Annotated in this window: 14 protein-coding genes; 5 read left to right on the top strand and 9 right to left on the bottom strand. The window is 69.9% G+C overall.

Annotated features, from left to right (window positions below; genetic code table 11):
• The first annotated feature begins 67 nt into the window (after nucleotides 1-67).
• The 3 genes from lysS (at nucleotide 68) to EDC34_RS08510 (ending at nucleotide 4958) form a co-directional block, all read left to right on the top strand.
• Complete coding sequence (gene lysS, locus EDC34_RS08500) at nucleotides 68-1579, top strand: lysine--tRNA ligase (RefSeq protein WP_114960361.1); 1512 nt, start codon at nucleotides 68-70, stop codon at nucleotides 1577-1579.
• A 126-nt stretch (nucleotides 1580-1705) separates the two neighbouring features.
• Entirely contained in the window at nucleotides 1706-2764 is a 1059-nt protein-coding gene (locus tag EDC34_RS08505) for a response regulator (protein WP_114960362.1), read from the top strand.
• Nucleotides 2765-2768: 4 nt separating this feature from the next.
• Nucleotides 2769-4958, top strand: coding sequence for an ATP-binding protein (locus EDC34_RS08510; protein WP_114960363.1), 2190 nt, complete (start codon nucleotides 2769-2771; stop codon nucleotides 4956-4958).
• Between the two features lie 33 nt (nucleotides 4959-4991).
• Here the strand turns inward: EDC34_RS08510 and EDC34_RS08515 are convergent, their stop codons facing one another.
• From EDC34_RS08515 to EDC34_RS08530, 4 genes are all read right to left on the bottom strand, one after another.
• Nucleotides 4992-5888: a crotonase/enoyl-CoA hydratase family protein gene (locus EDC34_RS08515; RefSeq protein ID WP_114960364.1), complete on the bottom strand. Its 897-nt coding sequence runs from the start codon at nucleotides 5886-5888 to the stop codon at nucleotides 4992-4994.
• A gap of 193 nt (nucleotides 5889-6081) precedes the next feature.
• Complete coding sequence (locus EDC34_RS08520) at nucleotides 6082-7758, bottom strand: AMP-binding protein (RefSeq protein ID WP_114960365.1); 1677 nt, start codon at nucleotides 7756-7758, stop codon at nucleotides 6082-6084.
• Between the two features lie 327 nt (nucleotides 7759-8085).
• Nucleotides 8086-8553, bottom strand: a complete 468-nt coding sequence (locus EDC34_RS08525; RefSeq protein WP_114960366.1) for a cyanophycin metabolism-associated DUF1854 family protein — start codon at nucleotides 8551-8553, stop codon at nucleotides 8086-8088.
• Nucleotides 8543-10846 carry a cyanophycin metabolism-associated ABC transporter gene (locus EDC34_RS08530; RefSeq protein ID WP_114960367.1) on the bottom strand — a complete coding sequence of 768 codons (2304 nt, stop codon included), beginning with the start codon at nucleotides 10844-10846 and terminating at the stop codon, nucleotides 8543-8545. Before EDC34_RS08530 ends, EDC34_RS08525 begins: the two co-directional genes overlap by 11 nt.
• Before the next feature lie 136 nt (nucleotides 10847-10982).
• On the opposite strand from EDC34_RS08530, the gene EDC34_RS08535 reads away from it, so the two are divergent.
• Nucleotides 10983-13184 carry a cyanophycin synthetase gene (locus EDC34_RS08535; protein WP_114960368.1) on the top strand — a complete coding sequence of 734 codons (2202 nt, stop codon included), beginning with the start codon at nucleotides 10983-10985 and terminating at the stop codon, nucleotides 13182-13184.
• Entirely contained in the window at nucleotides 13184-15754 is a 2571-nt protein-coding gene (cphA, locus tag EDC34_RS08540) for a cyanophycin synthetase (RefSeq protein ID WP_114960369.1), read from the top strand. Before EDC34_RS08535 ends, cphA begins: the two co-directional genes overlap by 1 nt.
• Before the next feature lie 27 nt (nucleotides 15755-15781).
• Here cphA and EDC34_RS08545 read toward each other — a convergent pair whose 3' ends face one another.
• The 5 genes from EDC34_RS08545 to trxB all read right to left on the bottom strand — a co-directional run bounded on the left by EDC34_RS08545 (nucleotide 15782) and on the right by trxB (nucleotide 22209).
• Nucleotides 15782-18820: a bifunctional diguanylate cyclase/phosphodiesterase gene (locus tag EDC34_RS08545; protein ID WP_162797699.1), complete on the bottom strand. Its 3039-nt coding sequence runs from the start codon at nucleotides 18818-18820 to the stop codon at nucleotides 15782-15784.
• A 186-nt stretch (nucleotides 18821-19006) separates the two neighbouring features.
• On the bottom strand, nucleotides 19007-19225 hold the full coding sequence (gene infA, locus EDC34_RS08550; RefSeq protein ID WP_028839405.1) for a translation initiation factor IF-1: 219 nt from the start codon (nucleotides 19223-19225) through the stop codon (nucleotides 19007-19009).
• Between the two features lie 99 nt (nucleotides 19226-19324).
• Nucleotides 19325-20083: a leucyl/phenylalanyl-tRNA--protein transferase gene (aat, locus tag EDC34_RS08555; protein WP_114960371.1), complete on the bottom strand. Its 759-nt coding sequence runs from the start codon at nucleotides 20081-20083 to the stop codon at nucleotides 19325-19327.
• Nucleotides 20080-21213, bottom strand: a complete 1134-nt coding sequence (locus EDC34_RS08560) for a GNAT family N-acetyltransferase (protein WP_114960372.1) — start codon at nucleotides 21211-21213, stop codon at nucleotides 20080-20082. The genes aat and EDC34_RS08560 overlap by 4 nt, the downstream gene beginning before the upstream one ends.
• Nucleotides 21214-21255: 42 nt before the next feature.
• Complete coding sequence (gene trxB, locus EDC34_RS08565) at nucleotides 21256-22209, bottom strand: thioredoxin-disulfide reductase (RefSeq protein ID WP_114960373.1); 954 nt, start codon at nucleotides 22207-22209, stop codon at nucleotides 21256-21258.
• Between the last annotated feature and the right edge of the window lie 66 nt (nucleotides 22210-22275).

Consider the following 22275-nt stretch of genomic DNA (forward strand, 5'->3'; position numbering starts at 1 on the left):
TTCCGGGCCCTTTCCCCGCCCGCGATTGCCGGCCCCGCGCGCTGCCGCGGCAGGCCCCGGATGCCCGATGAACGACTCCGCCGCCCCCCAGCCCGTCGATGAAAACCACCTGATCGCCGAGCGCCGCGCCAAGCTGGCCGCGCTGCGCGCGCAGGGCGTCGCGTTCCCCAACGACTTCAAGCGCCGCGATTACGCCGGCGACCTGCAGGCGGCCTATGCCGACGCCGCGCAGTGGACGGGCGAGGCGCTGGAGGCCGAAGGCCGCAAAGTGGCGATCGCCGGGCGCATGCTGGCCAAGCGGGTGATGGGCAAGGCGGCGTTCGCCACCGTGCAGGACATGAGCGGGCGCATCCAGCTGTTCCTGCAGTCCAACGCACTGGGCGCCACCTACGAGGCCTTCAAAGGCTGGGACATCGGCGACATCGTGGCGGCCGAGGGCAGCCTGATGCGCACCAAGACCGGCGAGCTGTCGGTGAAGGTGGAGTCGCTGCGCCTGTTGGTGAAATCCCTGCGGCCGCTGCCGGACAAGTTCCACGGCCTGGCCGACGTCGAGCAGCGCTACCGCCAGCGTTATGTGGACCTGATCGTCACTCCGGAGGCGCGCGAGGTGTTCGTGGCGCGCTCGCGCATCGTCGCCGCGATCCGCCGCTGGCTGGACGCGCGCCGCTTCCTGGAAGTGGAGACGCCGATGATGCATTACATCGCCGGCGGCGCCACCGCCCGTCCGTTCGTCACCCACCACAACGCGCTGGACATCGACCTGTACCTGCGCGTGGCGCCTGAGCTGTACCTCAAGCGCCTGGTCGTCGGCGGCCTGGAGCGCGTCTACGAGATCAACCGCAACTTCCGCAACGAGGGCGTGTCCACTCGCCACAACCCCGAGTTCACCATGCTGGAGCTGTACGAGGCCTACGCCACGTACACCGAGGTGATGGACCTGACCGAGGCGATGATGCGCGATGTCGCCGGGGAGGCGATGGGCACCACCGTGTTCGAATGGGATGGCCATACCATCGACCTCGGCCCGCGCTTCCGCCGCTGGAAGCTGGAGGAGGCGGTGCGCGAACTGAACCCGGAGATCTCGGTGGCCGACTGCCGCGACCGCGAGGCGTTGGCGGCCCACTGCGCGCGCCTGAAGATCCCGGTCAAGCCCGGCTACGGCTGGGGCAAGCTGCTGCTGGAGATCTTCGAGAAGACCGTCGAGGCCGGCCTGATCCAGCCGACCTTCATCACCCATTACCCGGTGGAGGTCAGCCCGCTGGCGCGCGAATCCGACAGCGAGCCGGGCATCACCGACCGCTTCGAGCTGTTCGTCGGCGGCAAGGAACTGGCCAACGGCTTCTCCGAGCTGAACGATCCCGAGGACCAGGCGGCCCGGTTCCGCGCCCAGGTCGAGGCCAAGGAGGGCGGCGACGACGAGGCCATGCACTTCGACGCCGACTATATCCGGGCCCTGGAAGTGGGTCTGGCCCCTACCGGTGGGTTGGGCGTGGGCATCGACCGCTTCGTGATGCTGCTGACCGGCTCCAGCTCGATCCGCGACGTGCTGCTGTTTCCGTACATGCGTCCCGCCCAGTGAGGCCCCGGGAAACCGCGACCGGGCGCACTGGCCGGGCGTTCTTCACTTGCCAATGCCCGGCGATGCGGTAAGGATGGCCGAGCGGCATGGATTCCTGCGTTCGGCCATGAAGAGAGAGGGCGCTGCATGGACGTGGTAATCGTTGACGACCAACCTTCGGCCCGCACCCTGATGCGGCATGTCCTGCAGGACCTCGGTCCGCAGGTGGCGGCGCATGATTTCGGCGCCCCGGAAGAGGCCCTGAAGTGGTGCGAGGCCAACCGGCCCGATCTGCTGCTGCTGGACTACCGCATGCCCGGCATGGACGGGCTGCAACTGGCGCGCGCCATCCGCAAGCCGCTGCACAACCGCGACGTCCCGATCGTGCTGGTCACCGTGGTCGGCGACGAGCCGGTACGGCAGGCGGCGTTGGATGCCGGGGTGATCGATTTCATCGTCAAGCCGATCCGCCCGCGCGACGTGCGCGCGCGCTGCCGCAACCTGCTGCAGCTGCGCCAGCAGACGGAGTCGGTCAAGCAGCGCGCGCTGTCGCTGGAAGAGCGTTTGCTTGCGAGCATGCACGAGGTGGAGGAGCGCGAGCGCGAGACCCTGCACCGGCTGGCGCGGGCCATCGAGTTCCGCGATGCCGGCACCAGCGCCTACCTCGAGCGCATGGCGCACATCGCCGGGCTGATCGCGGAAGGGCTGGGCCTGCCCGAGGAGCAGGTGCGCCTGATCGAGCTGGCGGCGCCGCTGCACGACATCGGCAAGATCGCGATCCCCGACGCCATCCTGATGAAGCCCGGCGCGCTGGACGACACCGAACGCAAGCGCATGATGCAGCACCCGCGGATCGGCTACGAGCTGCTGCAGGACAGCCAGAACCGCTTCATCCAGATCGGCGCCCAGATCGCCCTGCGCCACCACGAGCACTGGAACGGTGGCGGCTATCCCGACGGCCTGGCCGGCGAGCAGATCCCGCTGGAGGCGCGCATCGTGACCGTGGCCGACGTGCTCGATGCGCTGCTCTCGCCGCGCCCGTACAAGCAGCCGTGGAGCCTCGAGCAGGCCCTGGACTTCATCGCCTCGCGCAGCGGCACCATGTTCGACCCGGCCTGCGTGCGCGCGCTGACCGCCGACCTCCCGCGCCTGCGCGAGATCTGCGAGCGCTATTCGCAGGTCACTCCGCGCCCGGAGTGGCGCTGACCCCATGCGTGGCCTGCGCGCACTGCGCGATCTGCGCAACTGGGTGCTGGCGCGCCTGCATGGCCGTGCCGACAGCGAGCATGGCCAGGTGGTGGTGCGGATCGTCATCACCTTCCTGTTCGCCATCTACCTCGGCTGGGAAGTCGGCGGCGGCGACTCGCGGCCGGCGCTGGTCGCCACCTGGCTGATCCTGGTCGGGGAGCTGGTGCTCTCGCTGGGCCTGCTGGCGGCCATCCTGGCCGCGCCGGCGCCCTCGCACGTGCGCCGCTGGATCGGCATGCTGGCCGACTACGCGGCGCTGGCCGGGGTGATGCACCTGCAGGGCGAGCAGGCGGCGCCGCTGTACGCGGTGTACCTGTGGGTGACGATCGGCAACGGCATGCGCTATGGCCCGCGCTACCTGTATGCCGCCACCCTGCTGGCGGTGGCCTCGTTCGGAACGGTGATGCTCACCACGGATTACTGGCAGGAGAACGATTACCTGTCCGGTGGCCTGCTGATCGGCCTCGGCGCGGTGCCGCTGTATTTCGCCTCGCTGCTGCGTGCCCTGACCGCGGCGGTGGAGGACGCGCGCCGCGCCAACCAGGCCAAGAGCCGCTTCCTGGCCAACATGAGCCACGAGTTCCGGACCCCGCTGAACGGCCTGTCGGGGATGTCCGAACTGCTGGCCAGCACCCGCCTGGATGCCGAGCAGCGCGGCTACCTGGAGACCATCCAGGCCGCCACCCGCGCGCTGCTGGCGCTGGTGGAGGACGTGCTGGACATCGCGGTGATCGAGGCCGGAAAGCTCAAGTTGCGGGTGGAGGCGTTCGACCTGCACGCGCTGCTGGAACAGATCAACCTGATGCTGCGGCCGGAAGCGCGTTCCAAGCAGCTGGAGTACGAGGTCGCGGTGGCGCCGGACGTGCCCGCCCGCCTGCGCGGCGATGCCGGCCACCTGCGCCAGGTGCTGGTGAACCTGCTCAGCAACGCGATCAAGTTCACCGCCTCTGGCGAAGTGCGGATGCGGGTGGAGAAGGTGGGCGAGGCCGGGCCGGGCCAGGTGCGGCTGCGCTTCACCGTCTCCGACACCGGCATCGGCATCCCCGCCTCGGCGCGCGCGCGGCTGTTCGAGGCGTTCGAGCAGGCCGACAGCAGCCTGTCGCGCAAGCACCAGGGCACTGGCCTGGGCACCACGATCGCCAAGGGCCTGACCGAGGCGATGGGCGGCAGCATCGGCTTCGAGAGCAGCGAGAACGTCGGCAGCCGGTTCTGGGTGGAGCTGCCGTTCGAGAGCGCGGTGGGGTTCGTGCCGATGATGGCGGCCGATGCCGAGGCCGCGCCGCCGCCGGAGGCGCTGGAGACCCCGAACGTGATCGCCTTCAGCGACCCGTTCCTGCGCCACCGCGCGCGGGTGCGCTCGCTGCGGGTGCTGGTGGCGGACGACCACGCCGCCAACCGGCTGCTGCTGCAGGGCGTGCTGCAAAAAGCGGGGCACCGGGTGATGACGGTGGACGACGGCGAGGCCGCGCTGGATGCGCTGGCGGAGGGCGAATTCGACCTCGCGCTGGTGGACCTGCACATGCCCTCGCTCAGCGGCATCGACCTGCTGCGCCAGCTGCGGGTGATGCAGGCCGGGGCGCAGATCCGCACCCCGGTGGTGGTGGTCAGTGCGGATGCCTCGCCGGAGGCCGCGCAGACCTGCCGCGATGCCGGCGCGCGCGCCTTCATCACCAAGCCCTTCACCGCGGCGCAGCTGCTGGACACGATCGCCGGGATCGTCGCCGGCGAGGCCCCCGCCGCTGCGTCCGCAGAGCCGGCGCGTGCATTGCTGCACGCTTCGGGCGAGCAGGTGCTGGATGCGTCGGTGCTGGACGAGTTCGCGGCGCTAGGCATGGGCAAGGCATTCGAACTCGAATTCGTCGGCCAGTGCATGGCGGATGCGCGGGTCGCGCTGGCGCGCATGCAGTCCGCCGGCGAAGCCGGCGATTGGGATCAGTATCGCGAACAGGCGCACGCGCTGAAGGGCGTCGCCGGCAACCTCGGCCTGCTGCAATGCGCCAGCCTCAGCGGCGCGCTGATGCGGATGACCGGGTTCGAGCTGGCGCGCGACTGGCAGCGGCATTCGCAGGCGCTGGCGCAGCGCCTGCGGCAGGGCGAGCAGGCGCTGGCCGCGCGCGGGAGCTGGACGCCCGCGCGCGAGGACAGCCCCTGACCCCAGCCCGGGCCGCAGCCCAGGCTGCAGACCTCAAGCCTGGCAGGCGGTGTTGCTTCCGTGCCGGCGGTACTGCGCGCGCACCAGCCGCTCCATCGTGCGCATCGACTTCTCGCCGAGCTGCAGGGCGGTATCCACCCAGGTCTCGGTGATCGCCATCATTTCCTCCAGCGACACCGGCTGCGCCATCGCCCGGACCTTGTGCATCGCGCTGCGGGCATGCGGGATGCGGCGGTTGCGGCGGATCACCTCCTCCACCGCCTGCACGCCCTGGCCGCGCGGCGCCAGCACGTCCACCAGGCCCATCCGGTGCAGTTCCTCGCTGGACAGCACCTCGCCGCTGAGCATCAGCTGCTCGGCCTTGTGCGGCGGGATGCGCTTGCACAGGAAGGAGTAGGCGCCCATGCCGGGGAACAGGTCGAACAGCACCTCCGGCAGGCCCATGCCGACGCCTTCCTCGGCCACGATGGTGTGACAGCTCAGCGCGGCCTCGAAGCCGCCGCCCAGCGCGTCGCCCTGCACCAGCGCGATGCTGTGCGCGCCCGCGCCGAGGCCATCGTGGAAGGCATGCACGCCGCGCACGCACTGGGTGGCGTAGTGCAGCAGGGCGGAGCGGTCCTGGCGGCGGATCGCATCGCAGAAATACTCGAGGTCGCCGCCGAGATTGAACGCATCGCAGTCGGATGCGAGCACCACATGCTTGAGCCCGGCATCGCCCTGCCGGCGCTCGCGCCACAGGCGTTCGCCCAGCGATTGCTGGTAGCGCAGGATGTCGTCCACCAGCGCGGGCTTGAAGCAGGCGCGCCCGGGGGCGTGGGCGAGGTCGGCATGCATGTGGCACCAGTGGACGTCGCCGGCGGCGTCGGTGGCGGTGCGCAGGGTGGGGTAGCGCGGGACGGGGGTCAGTTTTTCGAGGGTCGCGGTGGCCATGATCGCTCCAGACAGGATGGGCCGGCTCGGGCCACGCCGGCAGGACAGGGGAGTGGGGAATGCGCCCGTGCGGCCTCTATGCGCCTAAAACCGCGCAAGTGCAAGGAACTGCGGCAAAAAAGCCCCGGCGCGAACGCCGGGGCTTGCTGAATGCGGCGGTGCCCGGGAATCGGGCGCGCCGGGAGGAGGTGGCTCAGCTTGCGGCCGGCGCGCGCAGTTCCTTGCGCAGGATCTTGCCGACGTTGCTCTTGGGGAGCTCGCTGCGGAATTCCACGTACTTCGGCTGCTTGTAGCCGGTCATGTTCTCGCGGCAGAAGGCTTTCACCGCGTCCGCGGTCAATGCCGGGTCCTTCTTGACGATGAACACCTTCACCGCCTCGCCGGATTTCTCGTCGGGCACGCCAATCGCCGCCACTTCCAGCACGCCCGGCATCATCGCGATCACGTCCTCGACTTCGTTCGGATACACGTTGAAGCCAGACACCAGGATCATGTCCTTCTTGCGGTCCACGATGTAGAAGTAGCCCTGCGCGTCCATCTTGGCCATGTCGCCGGTGTGCAGCCAGCCGTCGGCGTCGATGACCTTGGCGGTCTCCTCCGGGCGCTGCCAGTAGCCCTTCATCACCTGCGGGCCCTTCACGCACAACTCGCCGATCTCGCCGGTGGGCAGCACCTTGCCGTCGTCGTCCTTGATGCACACGTCGGTGGACGGCACCGGCAGGCCGATCGAGCCGTTGTATTCGCGCAGGTCGAGCGGGTTGATGCACACCGCAGGCGAGGTCTCGGTGAGCCCGTAGGCCTCGGCCAGGGTGACGCCGGTGACCTGCTTCCACTTGTCGGCCACCGCGCGCTGCACCGCCATGCCGCCGCCGAGGGTCAGGTGCAGGCGCGAAAAGTCCACCTGCTCGAAGCCCGGGGTGTGCAGCAGCCCGTTGAACAGGGTGTTGACGCCGGTGATCGCGGTGAAGCCGGAATGCTTGAGCTCCTTCACGAACCCGGGCATGTCGCGCGGGTTGGTGATCAGCAGGTTCTGCGCGCCGAACTTCATGAACACCAGGCAGTTCGCGGTCAGCGCGAAGATGTGGTACAGCGGCAGCGCGGTGACGATCTTCTCTTCGCCCAGGCGGACGTTGGCGCCCACCCACGCGGCCGCCTGCTGCATGTTGGCCACCATGTTGCGGTGGGTCAGCATCGCGCCCTTGGACACGCCGGTGGTGCCGCCGGTGTACTGCAGGAAGGCGAGGTCCTCGGGCGCGTTGCGGACCTCGGGCAGGGTGTGCATGCGTCCCAGGGTCAGCGCGTCGCGGAAGCGCACGGCGCCCGGGATGGCGTAGTCGGGCACCATCTTCTTCACGTGCTTCAGCACGAAATTGATGATCGCGCCCTTCGGGAAGCCCAGCATGTCGCCCAGGCCGGTGGTGATGGCGCGCACACCCGGCATTTCTGCCAGCACTTCCTGCGCCACGTGGCCGAAGTTGTCCATCACCAGCAGCACGCTGGCGCCGGAGTCGGCCAGCTGGTGCTTGAGCTCGCGCGGGGTGTACATCGGGTTGGTGTTCACCACCGTGAGCCCGGCGTGCAGCACGCCGAAGATCGCCACCGGGTACTGCAGGCAGTTGGGCATCATGATCGCCACCCGGTCGCCCTTCTTCAACTTCAGCTCGCCCAGCAGGTAGCCGGCGAAATCGCGGCTCAGGCGATCCAGGTCGGCGTAGCTGATCGCCTTGCCCATGTTGATGAAGGCGGTGTTGTCGCGGTACTTCTGCAGCGCGGAGTCGAAGACGTCGTTGATCGACGCGAACTCGTCGAGATCGATCTGGGCGGGCACGCCTTTCGGGTAGTGGGCCAGCCAAGGACGTTCGACACTCATGCGCTACTCCCCTGCAGTCTGATCCGGCGCGAAAATGCGGCGGCGTATGGATTTTCCCGGATTTCAGCACAGCGCCCGAGGGCTGGCAAGGCGAGCAGCAGCGGCATCGAGGCATGCCGCAATGCAGCATGCTGGGGCAGGGCAGTATCGACAGCAGAGTCCGGATCGGTCTGCCGCCGCCGGTGCTGGCCGCCTGGTCGCACGGCGATCACCACCCAGCTGGACGGTGGGGCGGAGCAGCCACGGTGAGCGCGGCGCGGTACCTGCCAACTGACCAGCCTCCATTCGCCGTACCAGTGATTACTGGGAAGCTTACGGTGGGGCGCGCTAGAGGAAGCGGTCGAGCAGGCGGCGGCTGTGGCGGTCCAGTGCCAGCAGGTCCGGGATCAGGTAGTGCACGCCGTGGCTGTCGGCCACCAGCAGGGCATGCGCGCCCAGCCGGCGGATGTCGTCCTCGCTCTTGAGGATGAAGCGGGTATCGCCGCGGTCGGTGGTGACCGTCCACTGGCTGGGGGTGGCGAAGGTGGACACCTCGCGCAGGCGCCGGATCACCGGCACGAATTCGCGCTGGCCGAGTTCGGCCTCCACCAGCGCGCGCCGTGCCGGGTCCAGCGCATCCAGGCGCGGGATCCAGGCCAGCTCGTGGCCGTCGCCGCCGACCAGCGCGATCGCGGTGTCGGGCGCGCTCAGTGGGAAGGCGCGCACCGCCACCACGCCTTCGTGCACGCTGCCGTCCGCGGCGGTCAGCACCAGCCGCCCGAAGGCATTGCGTTCGAGCCGGAACTCAGCGTTCATGCGCCACGCCCTCCAGCGGCAGTTCGGCCAGCGCCTCTTCCTGGTCCACGTTGCGCAGCTGCGCCTGGTACAGCCGCCAGTACGCGCCCTGGCGCGCCATCAGCTCGTCGTGCGGGCCCACCTCCACGATCCGCCCGCGCTCCATCACCACCAGCCGGTCGGCCTTGCGCAGGGTGGACAGGCGATGGGCGATGGCGAGGGTGGTGCGGCCCTGCACCAGGTTGTCCAGCGCGCGCTGGATTTCCTTCTCGGTCTCGGTGTCCACCGACGAGGTGGCCTCGTCCAGGATCAGGAAGCGCGGGTCGATCAGCAGCGCGCGCGCGATCGAGATGCGCTGGCGTTCGCCGCCCGACAGGCCCTGGCCGCGTTCGCCCACCAGCGAGTCGTAGCCGTGCGGCAAGCGCAGGATGAACTCGTGCGCGTGCGCGGCGCGGGCCGCCGCCACGATCTCCTCGCGGCTGGCGTCGGGGCGGCCATAGGCGATGTTCTCGGCGATGGTGCCGAAGAACAAGAAGGGCTCCTGCAGCACCAGGCCGATGTGGCGGCGGTAGTCGGCCAGCGCGACCGAGCGGATGTCGATGCCGTCCACCAGGATCGCGCCCTGGGTGACGTCGTAGAAGCGGCAGATCAGGTTGACCAGGGTGGTCTTGCCGGAGCCGCTGTGGCCGACCAGGCCGATCATCTCGCCCGGGCGGATCTCCAGGTCGAGGCCGCGGATCACCCCGCGGTTGCCGTAGCGGAAGCCGACGTCGCGCAGCGTGAGCGCGCCGCGCGCGGCGGGCAGCGGCACTGGCTGCGCCGGTTCCGGCACGCTGGAGACGTGGTCGAGGATGTCGAAGATGCGCTTGGCGCCGGCCGCCGCCTTCTGGGTCACCGACACGATCCGGCTCATCGAGTCCAGGCGGGTGTAGAAGCGGCCGATGTAGGCCAGGAACGCGGTCAGCACGCCCACCGTGATCTGGTGCCGCGACACCTGCCAGATGCCGAATGCCCACACCACGATCAGCCCCAGCTCGGTGAGCAGGGTGACGGTCGGGGTGAACAGCGACCACACCTTGTTCAGGCGGTCGTTGATCGCGAGGTAATGGCGGTTGGCCTCGCGGAAGCGGCGGGCTTCACGACCTTCCTGGGCGAACGCCTTGACCACGCGGATGCCGGGGATGGTGTCGGCCAGCACGCTGCTCAGCTCCGACCAGGCGCGGTCGATCTTCTCGAAGCCGGTGCGCAGGCGGTCGCGCACCAGTTGGATCAGCCACGCGATCAGCGGCAACGGCAGCAGCGTCACCAGCGCCAGCATCGGATTGATCGAGATCAGGATGCCCGCGATCATCGCCAGCATCAGTACGTCGGTGGCGAAGTCCAACAGGTGCAGCGAGAGGTACAGGCAGATGCGGTCGGATTCCGAGCCGATCCGGGTCAGCAGGTCGCCGGTACGCTTGGCGCCGAAGTATTCCAGCGACAGCGTGAGCAGGTGCTCGTAGGTCACCGTGCGCAGGTCGCAGCCGATGCGCTCGGACACCAGCGCCAGGATGTAGGTGCGCGCCCAGCCCAGGAACCAGGCCAGCAGCGCCGAGCCGAGGATGCCGCCCAGCAGCATCAGCACCAGGCGCTGGTCGATCGGCTGCCCGTTCTGGAACGGGATCAGCACCTTGTCCATGAGCGGCATGGTCAGGTATGGCGGCACCAGGGTGGCGCCGGTCGAGGCCAGGGTGAGCAGGAAGCCGGCCAGCAGCGCGCCGCGGTAGGGCCGCGCGAACCGCCACAGGCGCAGCAGGGTCCAGGTGGACGGCGGGGTGTGCAGCTCGCGCACGCAGGCCGGGCATTCGTCCTCATCCGGCGGCAGCGGTGCCTTGCAGAGCGGGCATAGCGGCGTATCGTCGTCTGCCGCGCTTGCCTGCTGCGCTGGCGCCTGCAAGCGTTCGAATTGGTTCAGCAGGCGCAGTGCGGCCAGGTTCTGGTCGAGGGTGAAGCGGCAGTGGAACAGGCGGCGGTGGGCATCCACCAATTCCAGCTGGCCCACGCCGGCGTGGTCGCCGTGGCGCAGTTGCAGGCCTTCGCCCAGCGCCCAGTCCTGCCATTGCGCGGCGCGCGGCAGGCGCGCCAGCAGGCGGCGGTCGGTCAGCACCAGCACGCCGTCGCCGTAATGCAGGGTGTCGTCGAGGTCGATCGCGAGCGCCGCCAGCGCGGTTTCGCCGGGCTGCAGCTGCTGCTGCAGGGGTTCCTGCCAGTGGGCCGGCAGGCCGTGGCAGGAAGCGGGCGTGGCGATGGGCGTGGGGGCGGCGGACGCGGGCATGGGGCGGCTGTTTTTAAAGAATCCGTAATATGACGCCAGAGCCCGGCTCCGCTACTCTGGATGGCATCCAGAGGACGTCAATTATAACGAGAGGCAGGGTGCCCGAAGGGCGTGCCTGCCAGCCACGGCGCCGGACATGAAGCACGACGACATCACCATCCTGCGGACCGCCTATCTGCGCGGCCCGAACCTCTGGACCTACCGCCCGGTGCTGGAAGCCTGGGTGGACATCGGCGGTCTCGAGGACTATCCCTCCAACCGCATCGACGGGCTCACCGAGCGCCTGCTCGCCTGGCTGCCGGGGCTGCAGGAGCACCGCTGCAGCGTGGGCGCGCCGGGCGGCTTCGTGCAGCGCCTGCGCGAGGGCACCTGGCCGGCGCACATCCTCGAGCACATCACGCTGGAACTGCAGACCCAGGTCGGCATGCAGACCGGCTTCGGCAAGGCGCGCGAGGCCGGGCCGCGCGGCATTTACAAGGTCGCCGTGCGCTCGCGCGACGAGCAGGTCAGTCGCGCCTGCCTGCTGCTGGCGCGCGACCTGCTGATGGCTGCGATCAACGCCACCGCGTTCGACCTGCCGGCGCGGCTGGCCCCGCTGCGCGAGCTGGCCGACCGCCGCCTGCTCGGGCCCAGCACTGCGGCCATCGTGGAGGCCGCCGGCGAGCGCGGCATCCCGCACCTGGGGCTGACCGACGGCAACCTGGTGCAGCTGGGCTACGGCCGCCGCCAGCGCCGGATCTGGACCGCCGAGACCGAGCACACCAGCGCGATCGCCGAGAGCATCTCGCGCGACAAGGACCTCACCAAGACCCTGCTGGCCCGCTGCGGCGTGCCGGTACCGGAAGGGCGGCTGGTGGAGGACGCGGCCGACGCCTGGGAGGCAGCGCAGGAGATCGGCCTGCCGGTGGTGGTGAAGCCGCTGGATGCCAACCACGGGCGCGGCGTGTTCGCCGACCTCAAGACCCGGCAGGACGTGGAGACCGCCTACGCCGGCGCGCTGGCCGAGGGCAGCGGGGTGATGGTGGAGCGCTTCATCGAAGGCGACGAACACCGCCTGCTGGTGGTCGGCGGCAAGCTGGTGGCGGCCAACCGCGGTGATACCGCGCGGGTGGTGGGCGACGGCCGTTCGACCATCCGCGAACTGATCGACCTGCAGATCAACAGCGATCCGCGCCGCGGCGAAGAGGAGGGCTTCCCGCTGGAAACCCTGCTGCTGGAGCGCGAGCCGATCGCCATCCACGAGTTGCAGCGGCAGGGCTACGCGCCGGAGTCGGTGCCGCCCGCCGGGCAGGAGGTGCTCATCCTGCGCCACGGCAACATGGCCTTCGATGTCACCGACGAGGTGCATCCGGACGTCGCCGCGGCGGCTGTTTTGGCGGCGCGCGTCGTTGGTTTGGATATCGCCGGCATCGACCTGGTGACGCGCGACGTGTCCAAGCCGCTGGCGCAAACGCGCGGCGCGATCGTCGAGGTCAACGCCGGCCCCAGCCTGCTGATGCACCTGAAGCCGGCGATCGGCAAGCCGCGCCCGGCCGGGCAGGCGATCGTGGACCATCTGTTCGCCGCCGGCGACGATGGCCGCATCCCGGTGGTGGGCGTGCTCGGCCGGCGCGAGCCGGCGCTGCTGGCGCGCCTGGTCGGGCACCTGCTGCGGCTGTCCGGGCGCAGCGTGGGCCTGGCCTGCGGCGAGGGACTGTTCCTCGACCAGCGCCAGCTGCTGGCGCGTCCCTGCCAGCATTTAGACGCAGGCCAGCGGCTGCTGATCAACCGCGACATCGAGGCCGCGGTGATCGAGACCAGCGCGCGCGCGATCCTGGCCGAGGGCCTGCCGTACGACCGCTGCCAGGTCGGCGTGCTCACCGATGCCGATCCCGACCCTGCGCTTTCGGAGTTCTACATCGATTCCCCGGAGCGCCTGCATGCGGTGCTGCGCACCCAGGTGGACGTGGTGCTGGCGCAGGGCGCGGCGGTGCTCAATGCCTGCGAGCCGGCGGTGGCCGCGATGGCCGGGCTGTGCGACGGCGAGGTCATCCTGTTCGCGCGCGATGCCGATGCCGCGCCGCTGGAGCCGCACCTGGCGCAGGGTGGGCGCGCCGTGTTCGTGCGCAATGGCGCGATCGTGCTGGCAGCGGGTAGCAATGAAGAACCATTGGCGCGCGCCTCGCGCTTTGCGCTGACCGGAGCTGTGGCCACGCCGGCCCAGCGGGAGGCGGTGCTGGCCGCGATCGCCGCTGCCTGGGCGCTGGAGGTGCCGGTGGACCTGATCCCGGCCGGCATCGAACATTTCGAACAGGAGCGGGCGGCCGCCGCCCGCGCCACCGACGCGATGGGCGCGTGATGGACATTTCCCGCATCCGGGCCCTGCGCGGCCCCAACCTGTGGACCCGGCGCACCGCGATCGAGGCCATCGTCACCCTGTCGCAGGGCGAGCGCCCGCTGGACAGCATCCCCGGCTTCGAGGAACGCCTGCGCCAGCGCTTCCCCGAGCTCGGTTTCCTGCGCACCACCCGCCAATCCGAGACCCTCACCCTGGCGCACGCGCTGGAGTTCACCGCACTGTGCCTGCAGGCGCAGGCCGGCTGCCCGGTGACCTTCAGCCGCACCGCGCGCACGGTGGACCCGGGCGTGTTCCAGATCGTGGTCGAATACAGCGAGGAAGCAGTCGGCCGGCGTGCCCTCCAGCTGGCGCTGGATCTATGCCAGGCCGCGCGCGAGGACGCGCCGTTCGACCTCGAGGCCGCGCTCGCGGAACTGCGCGCGCTGGACGAGGACGAGCGCCTGGGGCCGAGCACCGGCGCCATCGTGGAGGCCGCGGTGAACCGCGGCATTCCGTACCGGCGGCTGACCTCTGGCAGCCTAGTGCAGCTGGGCTGGGGCAGCCGCCAGCGGCGCATCCAGGCCGCGGAGATGGACAGCACCAGCGCGATCGCGGAAGCCATCGCGCAGGACAAGGCGCTGACCAAGAAGCTTCTGCGCGCGGCCGGGGTGCCGGTGCCGGAAGGCCGTCCGGTGGCCAGCGCCGACGAGGCCTGGGCAGCGGCGCAGGAGATCGGCCTGCCGGTGGTGGTGAAGCCGCTGGACGGCAACCAGGGCAAGGGCGTGACCGTCAACCTGCACGCCGAGGCCGACATCCGTCGCGCCTATGAGGTGGCGCGCGAGTTTCGCGATGACGTCATGGTCGAACGCTACCTTCCTGGCGGCGACTACCGCCTGCTGGTGGTCGGCGAAAAATTGGTGGCCGCGGCGCGGCGCGAGCCGCCGAACGTGATCGGCGACGGCGTGTCCAGCGTGCGCGCGCTGGTCGAGCAGGTGAACGCCGACCCGCGCCGCGGCGAGGGCCATGCCACCTCGCTGACCCGCATCCGCTTCGACGAGATCGCCCTGCGCACGCTGGAGAAGCAAGGGCTGGATGCCGACTCGGTGCCCGAGAAGGGACGCCGGGTGGTGCTGCGCAACAACGCCAACCTGTCCACCGGCGGTACCGCCACCGATGTCACCGGCGACGTGCACCCGGAAGTGGCGGCGCGTGCGATCGAAGCCGCGCGCATGGTCGGGCTGGACATCTGCGGGGTGGACGTGGTCTGCGAGACCGTGCTGCGCCCGCTGGAGGAGCAGGGCGGCGGGATCGTCGAGGTCAACGCCGCGCCGGGCCTGCGCATGCACCTGGCGCCCTCGTACGGCAAGCCGCGCGACGTGGGCAAGGCGATCATCGATGCCATGTTCCCGCCCGGCGAGAACGGGCGCATCCCGGTGGTGGCGGTCACCGGCACCAACGGCAAGACCACCACCGTGCGCCTGATCGCGCACCTGCTGCGCACCCGCGGGCTGGGCGTGGGCATGACCAATACCGACGGCATCTACGTCAACGGCGTGCAGATCGACTCCGGCGACTGCTCGGGCCCGCGCAGCGCGCGCAACGTGCTGATGAACCCGCTGGTGGACGCGGCGGTGTTCGAGACCGCGCGTGGCGGGCTGCTGCGCGAGGGGCTGGCGTTCGACCACGCCGACGTGGCGGTGGTGACCAACATCGGCATGGGCGACCACCTGGGCCTGAACTTCATCACCACCGTGGACGACCTGGCGGTGCTGAAGCGGGTGGTGGTGCGCAACGTGGCCAAGTCCGGCTTCGCGGTGCTCAACGCGGCCGACCCGGTGGTCGCGGCGATGGCCGCGCAGTGCCCGGGCAAGGTGATCTTCTTCGCGGCCGACGGCGACCAGCCGGTGCTGGCCGCGCACCGCGCCCAGGGTGGGCGGGTGGTGTTCGTGCAGGACGGCGACCTGGTGGCGATGGAAGGCGGGTTCGAGACCCGGCTGCCGCTGGCCGGGGTGCCGCTGACCCACGGCGGCCGGATCGGCTTCCAGGTGGACAACGCGATGGCAGCGCTCGCCGCCGGCTGGGCGCTGGGGCTGGACTGGGGCGTGATCCGCCAGGGCCTGGCCAGCTTCAACGCCGATACCGGGAATGCGCCGGGGCGGTTCAACGTGCTGCCGTACAAGGGCGCCACCGTGATCGCCGACTACGGCCACAACCCGGACGCGATGGCGGCGCTGGTGGCGGCGGTGGAGAACCTGCCGGCGCTGCGGCGCACGGTGGTGATCAGCGGCGCCGGCGACCGCCGCGACGAGGACATCCGCCAGCAGACCCGCATCCTCGGCGCCGCCTTCGATACGGTGATCCTCTACCAGGACGCCTGCCAGCGCGGGCGTGCCGACGGCGAGGTGCTGGCGCTGCTGCGCGAAGGCCTGCAGGGCGCATCGCGCACGCGGGTGGTGGAGGAGATCCACGGCGAGTTCGCCGCGATCGACCGCGCGCTGGAGCTGCTGCAGCCGGGCGAGCTGTGCCTGGTGCTGGTGGACCAGGTGGAGGAATCGCTGGCGCACCTGCGCACCCGGATCGGCGCCGGCTGAGGCGCCGTTCGGCCCGCCGCGGCGCGCTCAGCGGCGCGCGCCGAACGGCGGTGGTTGCAGGGCCGGGTGCTCGGCCTTGGGGCGGTCCAGGTGGTAGCCCTGGACCATGTCCACGCCCATCTCACGCAGCATCAGCAACGTGCGCCCGTCCTCCACGAACTCGGCCACCGTCTGCTTGCCCATGCCACGCGCCACTTCGATGATGGTGCGCACGAACACCTGGTTGTCGGTGTCCTGTGGCAGGTCGCGGATGAACATGCCGTCGATCTTGAGGATGTCGGCGTTGAGGTGCTTGAGGTAGGCGAACGAGGAAAAGCCGGCGCCGAAATCGTCCAGGCAGACCAGGCAGCCCATGCGGCGCAGCGCGGCGATGAAGCGCGCGGCATCGCCCATGTCCGATACGGCCGATGTCTCGGTCAGCTCCACCAGCAGGCGCCGCGGATCGACGTGATGCCTCCGCAGTTCCTCGGCGATGAAGGCAGGCAGATCGGTATCGTCGACCGAGCGCCCGGAGATGTTGACCGCCAGCGCCGGCAGGTGCGGGTGACGGCCCAGCAGGTCGATGCAGCGGCGGATCACCCAGCGGTCGATCTCCAGGATCTTGCCGCTTTTCTCGGCATGCGTGATGAATTCATTCGGCAGGATCAAGGTGCCGGCATGGCGGGCATCCTCCATGCGCAACAGCGCTTCCAGATGCTCCAGGTGGCCGTCGCGGGCGCGATAGATGCCCTGGAAATGCAGGCGCAGGCGGTCATGCTCCAGGGCTTCTGCGATGCGGTCATTCCAGCCCAGATGGATGGTCATGGCACGCGAGGCATCATGATCCGGGCGGTAGAGGCTCCAGCGGTTCTTGCCGGTGTGCTTGGCCTGGTACATCGCCATGTCGGCGTGGGCACCCAGGTCCTGGGCATTGCCGGCGTGGGTGGGGAAGTGGGCGATGCCCAGGCTGCAGGTCAGGCGCAGGGTCTGCCCGTTTATCTCATGCGGGGTCTGGCCGATGCGGCGGACGATACGTTCGGCCAGCTGGCTGGCTTCATGCGGGCTGGCATGCGCCATCAGCACCACGAATTCATCGCCACCCAGTCGGTACAGGGTGTCGTCGCCGCGGATCAGCGTCCGCACCTCCACCGCGATCCGGTTCAGCACGGCGTCGCCGGCGCGGTGGCCGTAGGTATCGTTGACGTATTTGAATTCGTCGAGGTCGAACACCAGCAGCGCCAGCTGGCTGGGCGTGCGCTCGGCAGCATGGAAGAAAGCCTCGAGGTCTTCCTCGAAGCGGCGCCGGTTGCTGAGCCCGGTCAGCGCGTCGTGTTCGGCCAGTTGCACCAGCTGCGCCGCGACCTCGCGCTCGCGGGTGACGTCCTCCTGCACCCAGAGCCGGCCGATGTGGTGGCCTTCGGCATCCTGCAGAGGATAGGCATCGTGCACGATGATGCGGCCATCCACGAGGGCGATTTCGAAGTGCGCCGGTTGCAGTGGCTGCTCGATCGAGGCGCGCAGGCGCTGCAGCAGTGCGTCGGGGTCACGCACCAGCGGCAGGATGTCGGCGGTGCCTTCGCGGGTCGAGCGGCCGATGATGCTGGCCTCGCCGGCAAAACCCCACATCTTCAGGAACGCGGCGTTGCAGTAGACAACTACCTGTTCGCTGTTGACGAACACGATGCCCTGGCGCATCGCTCCGAGCAGGGTGTGCAGGCGGGTGCGTTCCTCCTGCAGGCGCTGCATGAACTCATGGCGTTCGTCGATCTCGGTTTGCAGGGCCTGCGCGTGTGCGTGCTGCAGGGCGCGCTGCTGCGCCACTTCCTCCACCATGTCGTCGAACGCCCCGGCCAGCCGGCCCAGCTCGTCGTTGGCCGGCATGGCGATCGGGTTCGGCTGCTGGCCTTGGCCCAGCTCATCTGCCGCGCGCGCCAGACGCTGTAGCGGCACCGCGACCAGACGATGGATCCGCCGCCGCAGCAGCCACATGCCCGGCAGCAGGCCCAGCACGCCGATCGCGAACAGGGCGAACAGGCCCCAGGCCAGGAGGCGATCGATCACCGCCTGCGGCAGCACGTACACCTGGTACCAGCCGGGGCCGTGGATGGTCGCCCAGCCCACCCACAGGCGGCCGTCCGGCGAGCGCCGCGCGCCCTGCGCAGTGCCGGCCGCGGCGAGGGTGGCGTGCACCTGGACCAGCTGCGGGTCGCCGAGGCTGGCGATGTTCAGTTGACCGTGCGCGGCCGCGATCCGCTGGCGCAGCTGCGGATGCGCGATCAGTTCGCCGTCGGCGCTCATCACCAGTTCCAGTGCGCCGCCCTGGTCCTGCACGGCGTTGTGGTCCAGCAGAGTCTGGATGGCGATGTCGTGGCCGACGGTGCCCACCCACTGGCCATCCCAGTCCAGCGGCTGGATCACCGAGACCATCCAGGTATTGGCCTGGCGGTCCAGGTACACCGGGGTCCAGAACAGCCGGCGCTGCGGGTTGCGCCGCGGCTCCGAGCCCTGCATGGTCGGGTAGCCGGTATTGGTGTAGGCGGCATCCGCCCCGGCCGCGAGATCGCGCCCGCGCGAGTACACCAGCAGGCCGTCCTCGACGAAATCCATGTACACCGAATAGAACGGCGGCGACAGCGCCGGCCCCTGCTCGCGCAGCAGGTCAAAGGCCACCACCGCGCGGATGCGCGCCGATTCGCCCAGCCCCTGCGCCGGTTGATGCAGGTACAGGGTGGGCGCGCGCTCGGGGTCCACCAGTTCCGGCCGCAGCCGCCACAGGCCGTCCTGGCTGCGTTCGAACAGCACGTGGAAGCGGGCCAACGCGGCCTCGCGATCGGCATGCCGCAGTCGCTCCAGCAGTTCCCGGTGCAGGCGCGCCACGCTCTGGTCGGCCTGCACGAACAGCCATTCGCTGCTGGCCGCACGCAGCACCGCCGAGCGTTGCGCCACGAGCGGCACCAGCCGGTCCGCGCCCAGGCGCATCCCCAGGTAGCCCAGCGCCAGCAGCGACAGCAGCAGGGCCAGGAACATGCCCCAGATCGACAGGGACAGCCTGCGGAGCAGCGAGGCGCGTGGACGGGTGGTCGGCACGAAAGGTCCCTGGTGGGGCACCGCCGGCGGCAGGCGCCTCTGCTTTCTTACTTGACGCAGCGGGGCCGCACAAGCGGCAAACATGTCGCATGTCCACGAAATGCAAAACGCCCCTTGCGGGGCGTTTGCGTGGAGTGCGGCCGGGCGTCGGACGCCAGCGGTGGCCGGCTTCAGCGATGGCCGGCTTCAACGATGGCGATAGGTGATGCGGCCCTTGGTGAGGTCGTAGGGCGTCATCTCCACCTTGACACGGTCGCCGGTGAGGATGCGGATGTAGTTCTTGCGCATGCGGCCGGAGATATGGGCGATGATCTCGTGGCCGTTCTCCAGCTTCACCCGGAACATGGTGTTCGGGAGGGTTTCGGAGATCGTGCCTTCGAATTCGATGACGTCGTCTTTCGCCATGTGTCTGCCGGGGCGTGTCCTGCGCTGGGCGAGCCCCCGGAGGCGGGGCTCGAAAGTCGCGCATTGTGCCACGTCGGGCCGGGTCTTGCAAAAATCCCGTTAATCGCGCAGGCCATCGCGTGCCGCTTCGCCCAGCGCCGCGGCAGGCCAGGTGCCGAAGCGTTCGCGCCAATCGCCGGGGGGCGACGGCAGGTCGCGTAGCGCCGCCAGCGCGGCGAGGTAGTCGGCGCGAGGCCAGGTCTCCACTCCGAGGCGCCGGGTATGCGCATTGGGCACCTGGGCATCGATCAGCGGCCAGCCCCAGCCGCGCAGCCGCTGCGCCAGCATCGCCAGTGCGAGGGACGAGGCGCCGGATTCCGCCGAATACATGCTGTCGCCGCAGAACACCTGCCCGAACGCCAGTCCGAACAGGCCGCCGACCAGGCGTCCGTCGGCATCGAACACCTCGATGCTGTGGGCATGCCCGAGCCGGTGCAGCTGCAGGTAAGCGGCGCGCATACCGGCAGTGATCCAGGTGCCGGACTGGCCGTCGCGCGGGGCCGCGCAGCCATCCACCACCGCCGCGAAAGCGGTATCCGCACGCACTGTCCAGCCGCTGTTGCGCAGGCGCCGGCGCAGGCGGGTGGACAGGTGCACGCCGTCGGTGCGGAACACCGCGCGCCGCGACGGGCTCCACCACAGGATCGGCTCGTCCTCGGAAAACCACGGGAAGATGCCGCGGCGGTAAGCGTTGAGGAAGCGTGCCGGCGAGAGGTCGCCGCCGGCCGCGAGCAGGCCGTCCGGCTCGGACAGCGCCTGTTCTGGCGGCGGGAATGGGGCCTCGGAATCAGTCCCCAGCCACGGCACCGGCAGCCTCATGCGATGTCCTCCGCCCGGAACGGGTTGTGCGCCAGCAGCGCCTGCCGCTGCCGGCGCACGTCGGCGGTCTCCTGCGCGCACCAGTCGCGCAGGGCCACGGCGAAGCGCGGCTCGGCGATCCAGTGCCGGCTGCGCACCGCCACCGGCAGGAAGCCGCGGGCCAGTTTGTGCCGCCCCTGCGCACCGGGCTCGAAGCGCGCCAGCCCTTCGCGCAGGCAGTAGGTGATGCCCTGGTAGTAGCAGGTCTCGAAATGCAGTCCTGGATGTTGCTCCGTCGCGCCCCAGTAGCGGCCGTACAGGGTGTCGCCACCGCGCAGGCACAGCGCACCGGCGATCGTGCGGCCTGCGCGTTCGGCCAGCACTAGCACCAGCTGGCGCGGCATCGTCCGGGCGAGGTGGCGCAGGAAATCCAGCGTCAGCGCCGGGGCATTGCCGTAGTCGGCGAAGGTCTGCAGATAGAAGCCGTGCATCGCCGCCAGGTCGTCCTCGCTGGCCTGGTCGCCATGCACGATGCGGAAGCGGATGCCCGCCTCGGCGACCTTGCGGCGCTCCTGGCGGATGTTCTTGCGGTGCTTGTGGTCGAGTGCGGCGAGGAAGTCCTCGAAGCCGTGCCAGTGGCCGGGATTGCGCCAGTGGAACTGGATGTCCTCGCGCAGCAGCCAGTCCGCGCCGAAGGCGGCCTCGTCGCTTTCTAGATGGAAATTGACGTGCGCCGACGACAGCCCGGCGCGTGCCACCCATTCGCGCATCGCCTCCGGCAGCGCCGCCCGCGCCGCGGCATCGCGCCCCAGCAGGCGCGGGCCAGTGACCGGCGAATACGGCACCGCGCACAGCCATTTCGGGTAGTAGTGCAGTCCGTGGCGGGCATAGGCCTCGGCCCAGGCGTGGTCGAACACGAACTCGCCGTGGGTGTTGTCTTTCAGATAGCCGGGTGCCGCCGCGACGAGCCGCTCGCCCTCCCACAGCCCGAGGTGGCAGGGCGTCCAGCCCCAGTCGGGGCGCAGGCAGCCGGTGGCCTCCAGCCCGTGCAGGAAGGCATGCGCGATGAACGGGTTGCGCCCGTCGTGCAGCCCGTCCCAGGCCGCGGCGGGGATTTCCGACAGCGCGCGATGGAGGCGGATGTCCGGCATGGCGGGCGGGCCGCTGCCGCGCATCGGGCGCGGCCGGGTTCGTCAGAGCCCCTCGTCCAGGAAGCGCTCCGCGTCCAGCGCGGCCATGCAGCCGAAGCCGGCGGAGGTGATCGCCTGGCGGTACACCTGGTCGGCCACGTCGCCGGCGGCGAACACGCCGGGGACGCTGGTCATGGTGGCCATGCCGTCCAGCCCGCTGCGGATCTTCAGGTAGCCGTTCTTCATCTCCAGCTGGCCTTCGAACAGCGAGGTGTTCGGACTGTGGCCGATGGCGACGAAGAAGCCCTGCACCGGGATCTCGCGGGTGCTGCCGTCCTGCACCGATTTCAGGCGCATGCCGGTGACGCCGGCCTCGTTGCCCAGCACTTCGTCCACGGTGTGGTGCCATATGGCCTCGATCTTGCCGGCTTCGATCTTCGCGAACAGCTTGTCCTGCATGATCTTTTCGGCGCGCAGGGTGTCGCGGCGGTGCACCAGGTAGACCTTGCGGGCGATGTTGGACAGGTACAGCGCTTCTTCCACGGCGGTATTGCCGCCGCCGATCACGGCCACGTCCTGGTCCTTGTAGAAGAACCCGTCGCAGGTGGCGCAGGCGGACACGCCGCGGCCCTTGTAGGCCTCCTCGGAGGGCAGGCCGAGGTACTTGGCGGTGGCGCCGGTGGCGACGATCAGCGCGTCGCAGGTGTATTCGCCGGAGTCGCCCACCAGCCGGAACGGGCGCCTGGACAGGTCGGCGGTGTGGATGTGGTCGAACACCACTTCGGTGTCGAAGCGCTCGGCGTGCGCCTGCAGGCGCGCCATCAGGTCCGGCCCCAGCAGGCCGTGGGCGTCGCCCGGCCAGTTGTCCACCTCGGTGGTGGTCATCAGCTGGCCGCCCATCTGCAGCCCGGTGATGACCACCGGCTTGAGGTTGGCGCGGGCGGCGTACACGGCGGCGGTCCAGCCGGCGGGGCCGGAACCGAGGATCAGCAGGCGGATGTGTCGGGTCGGGTTCATTGGAGTCGAGTCGAAGCTCTATAATTTCGCGGATTTCCGGATCCGCTTCCGCCCCATAGCTTGGCG

The organism is Thermomonas haemolytica, assembly GCF_004346265.1.
GTDB classification, from domain to species: Bacteria; Pseudomonadota; Gammaproteobacteria; order Xanthomonadales; family Xanthomonadaceae; genus Thermomonas; species Thermomonas haemolytica.

Excerpts from the sequence above, each read along its gene's own strand:
- EDC34_RS08525 (WP_114960366.1), bottom strand. The coding sequence starts at position 8,553 with ATGAACGCTGAGTTCCGGCTCGAACGCAATGCCTTCGGGCGGCTGGTG.
- lysS (WP_114960361.1), top strand. The coding sequence starts at position 68 with ATGAACGACTCCGCCGCCCCCCAGCCCGTCGATGAAAACCACCTGATC.
- aat (WP_114960371.1), bottom strand. The coding sequence starts at position 20,083 with ATGAGGCTGCCGGTGCCGTGGCTGGGGACTGATTCCGAGGCCCCATTC.
- EDC34_RS08515 (WP_114960364.1), bottom strand. The coding sequence starts at position 5,888 with ATGGCCACCGCGACCCTCGAAAAACTGACCCCCGTCCCGCGCTACCCC.
- EDC34_RS08535 (WP_114960368.1), top strand. The coding sequence starts at position 10,983 with ATGAAGCACGACGACATCACCATCCTGCGGACCGCCTATCTGCGCGGC.
- cphA (WP_114960369.1), top strand. The coding sequence starts at position 13,184 with ATGGACATTTCCCGCATCCGGGCCCTGCGCGGCCCCAACCTGTGGACC.
- EDC34_RS08530 (WP_114960367.1), bottom strand. The coding sequence starts at position 10,846 with ATGCCCGCGTCCGCCGCCCCCACGCCCATCGCCACGCCCGCTTCCTGC.
- EDC34_RS08560 (WP_114960372.1), bottom strand. The coding sequence starts at position 21,213 with ATGCCGGACATCCGCCTCCATCGCGCGCTGTCGGAAATCCCCGCCGCG.
- trxB (WP_114960373.1), bottom strand. The coding sequence starts at position 22,209 with ATGAACCCGACCCGACACATCCGCCTGCTGATCCTCGGTTCCGGCCCC.
- infA (WP_028839405.1), bottom strand. The coding sequence starts at position 19,225 with ATGGCGAAAGACGACGTCATCGAATTCGAAGGCACGATCTCCGAAACC.
- EDC34_RS08510 (WP_114960363.1), top strand. The coding sequence starts at position 2,769 with ATGCGTGGCCTGCGCGCACTGCGCGATCTGCGCAACTGGGTGCTGGCG.
- EDC34_RS08520 (WP_114960365.1), bottom strand. The coding sequence starts at position 7,758 with ATGAGTGTCGAACGTCCTTGGCTGGCCCACTACCCGAAAGGCGTGCCC.
- EDC34_RS08505 (WP_114960362.1), top strand. The coding sequence starts at position 1,706 with ATGGACGTGGTAATCGTTGACGACCAACCTTCGGCCCGCACCCTGATG.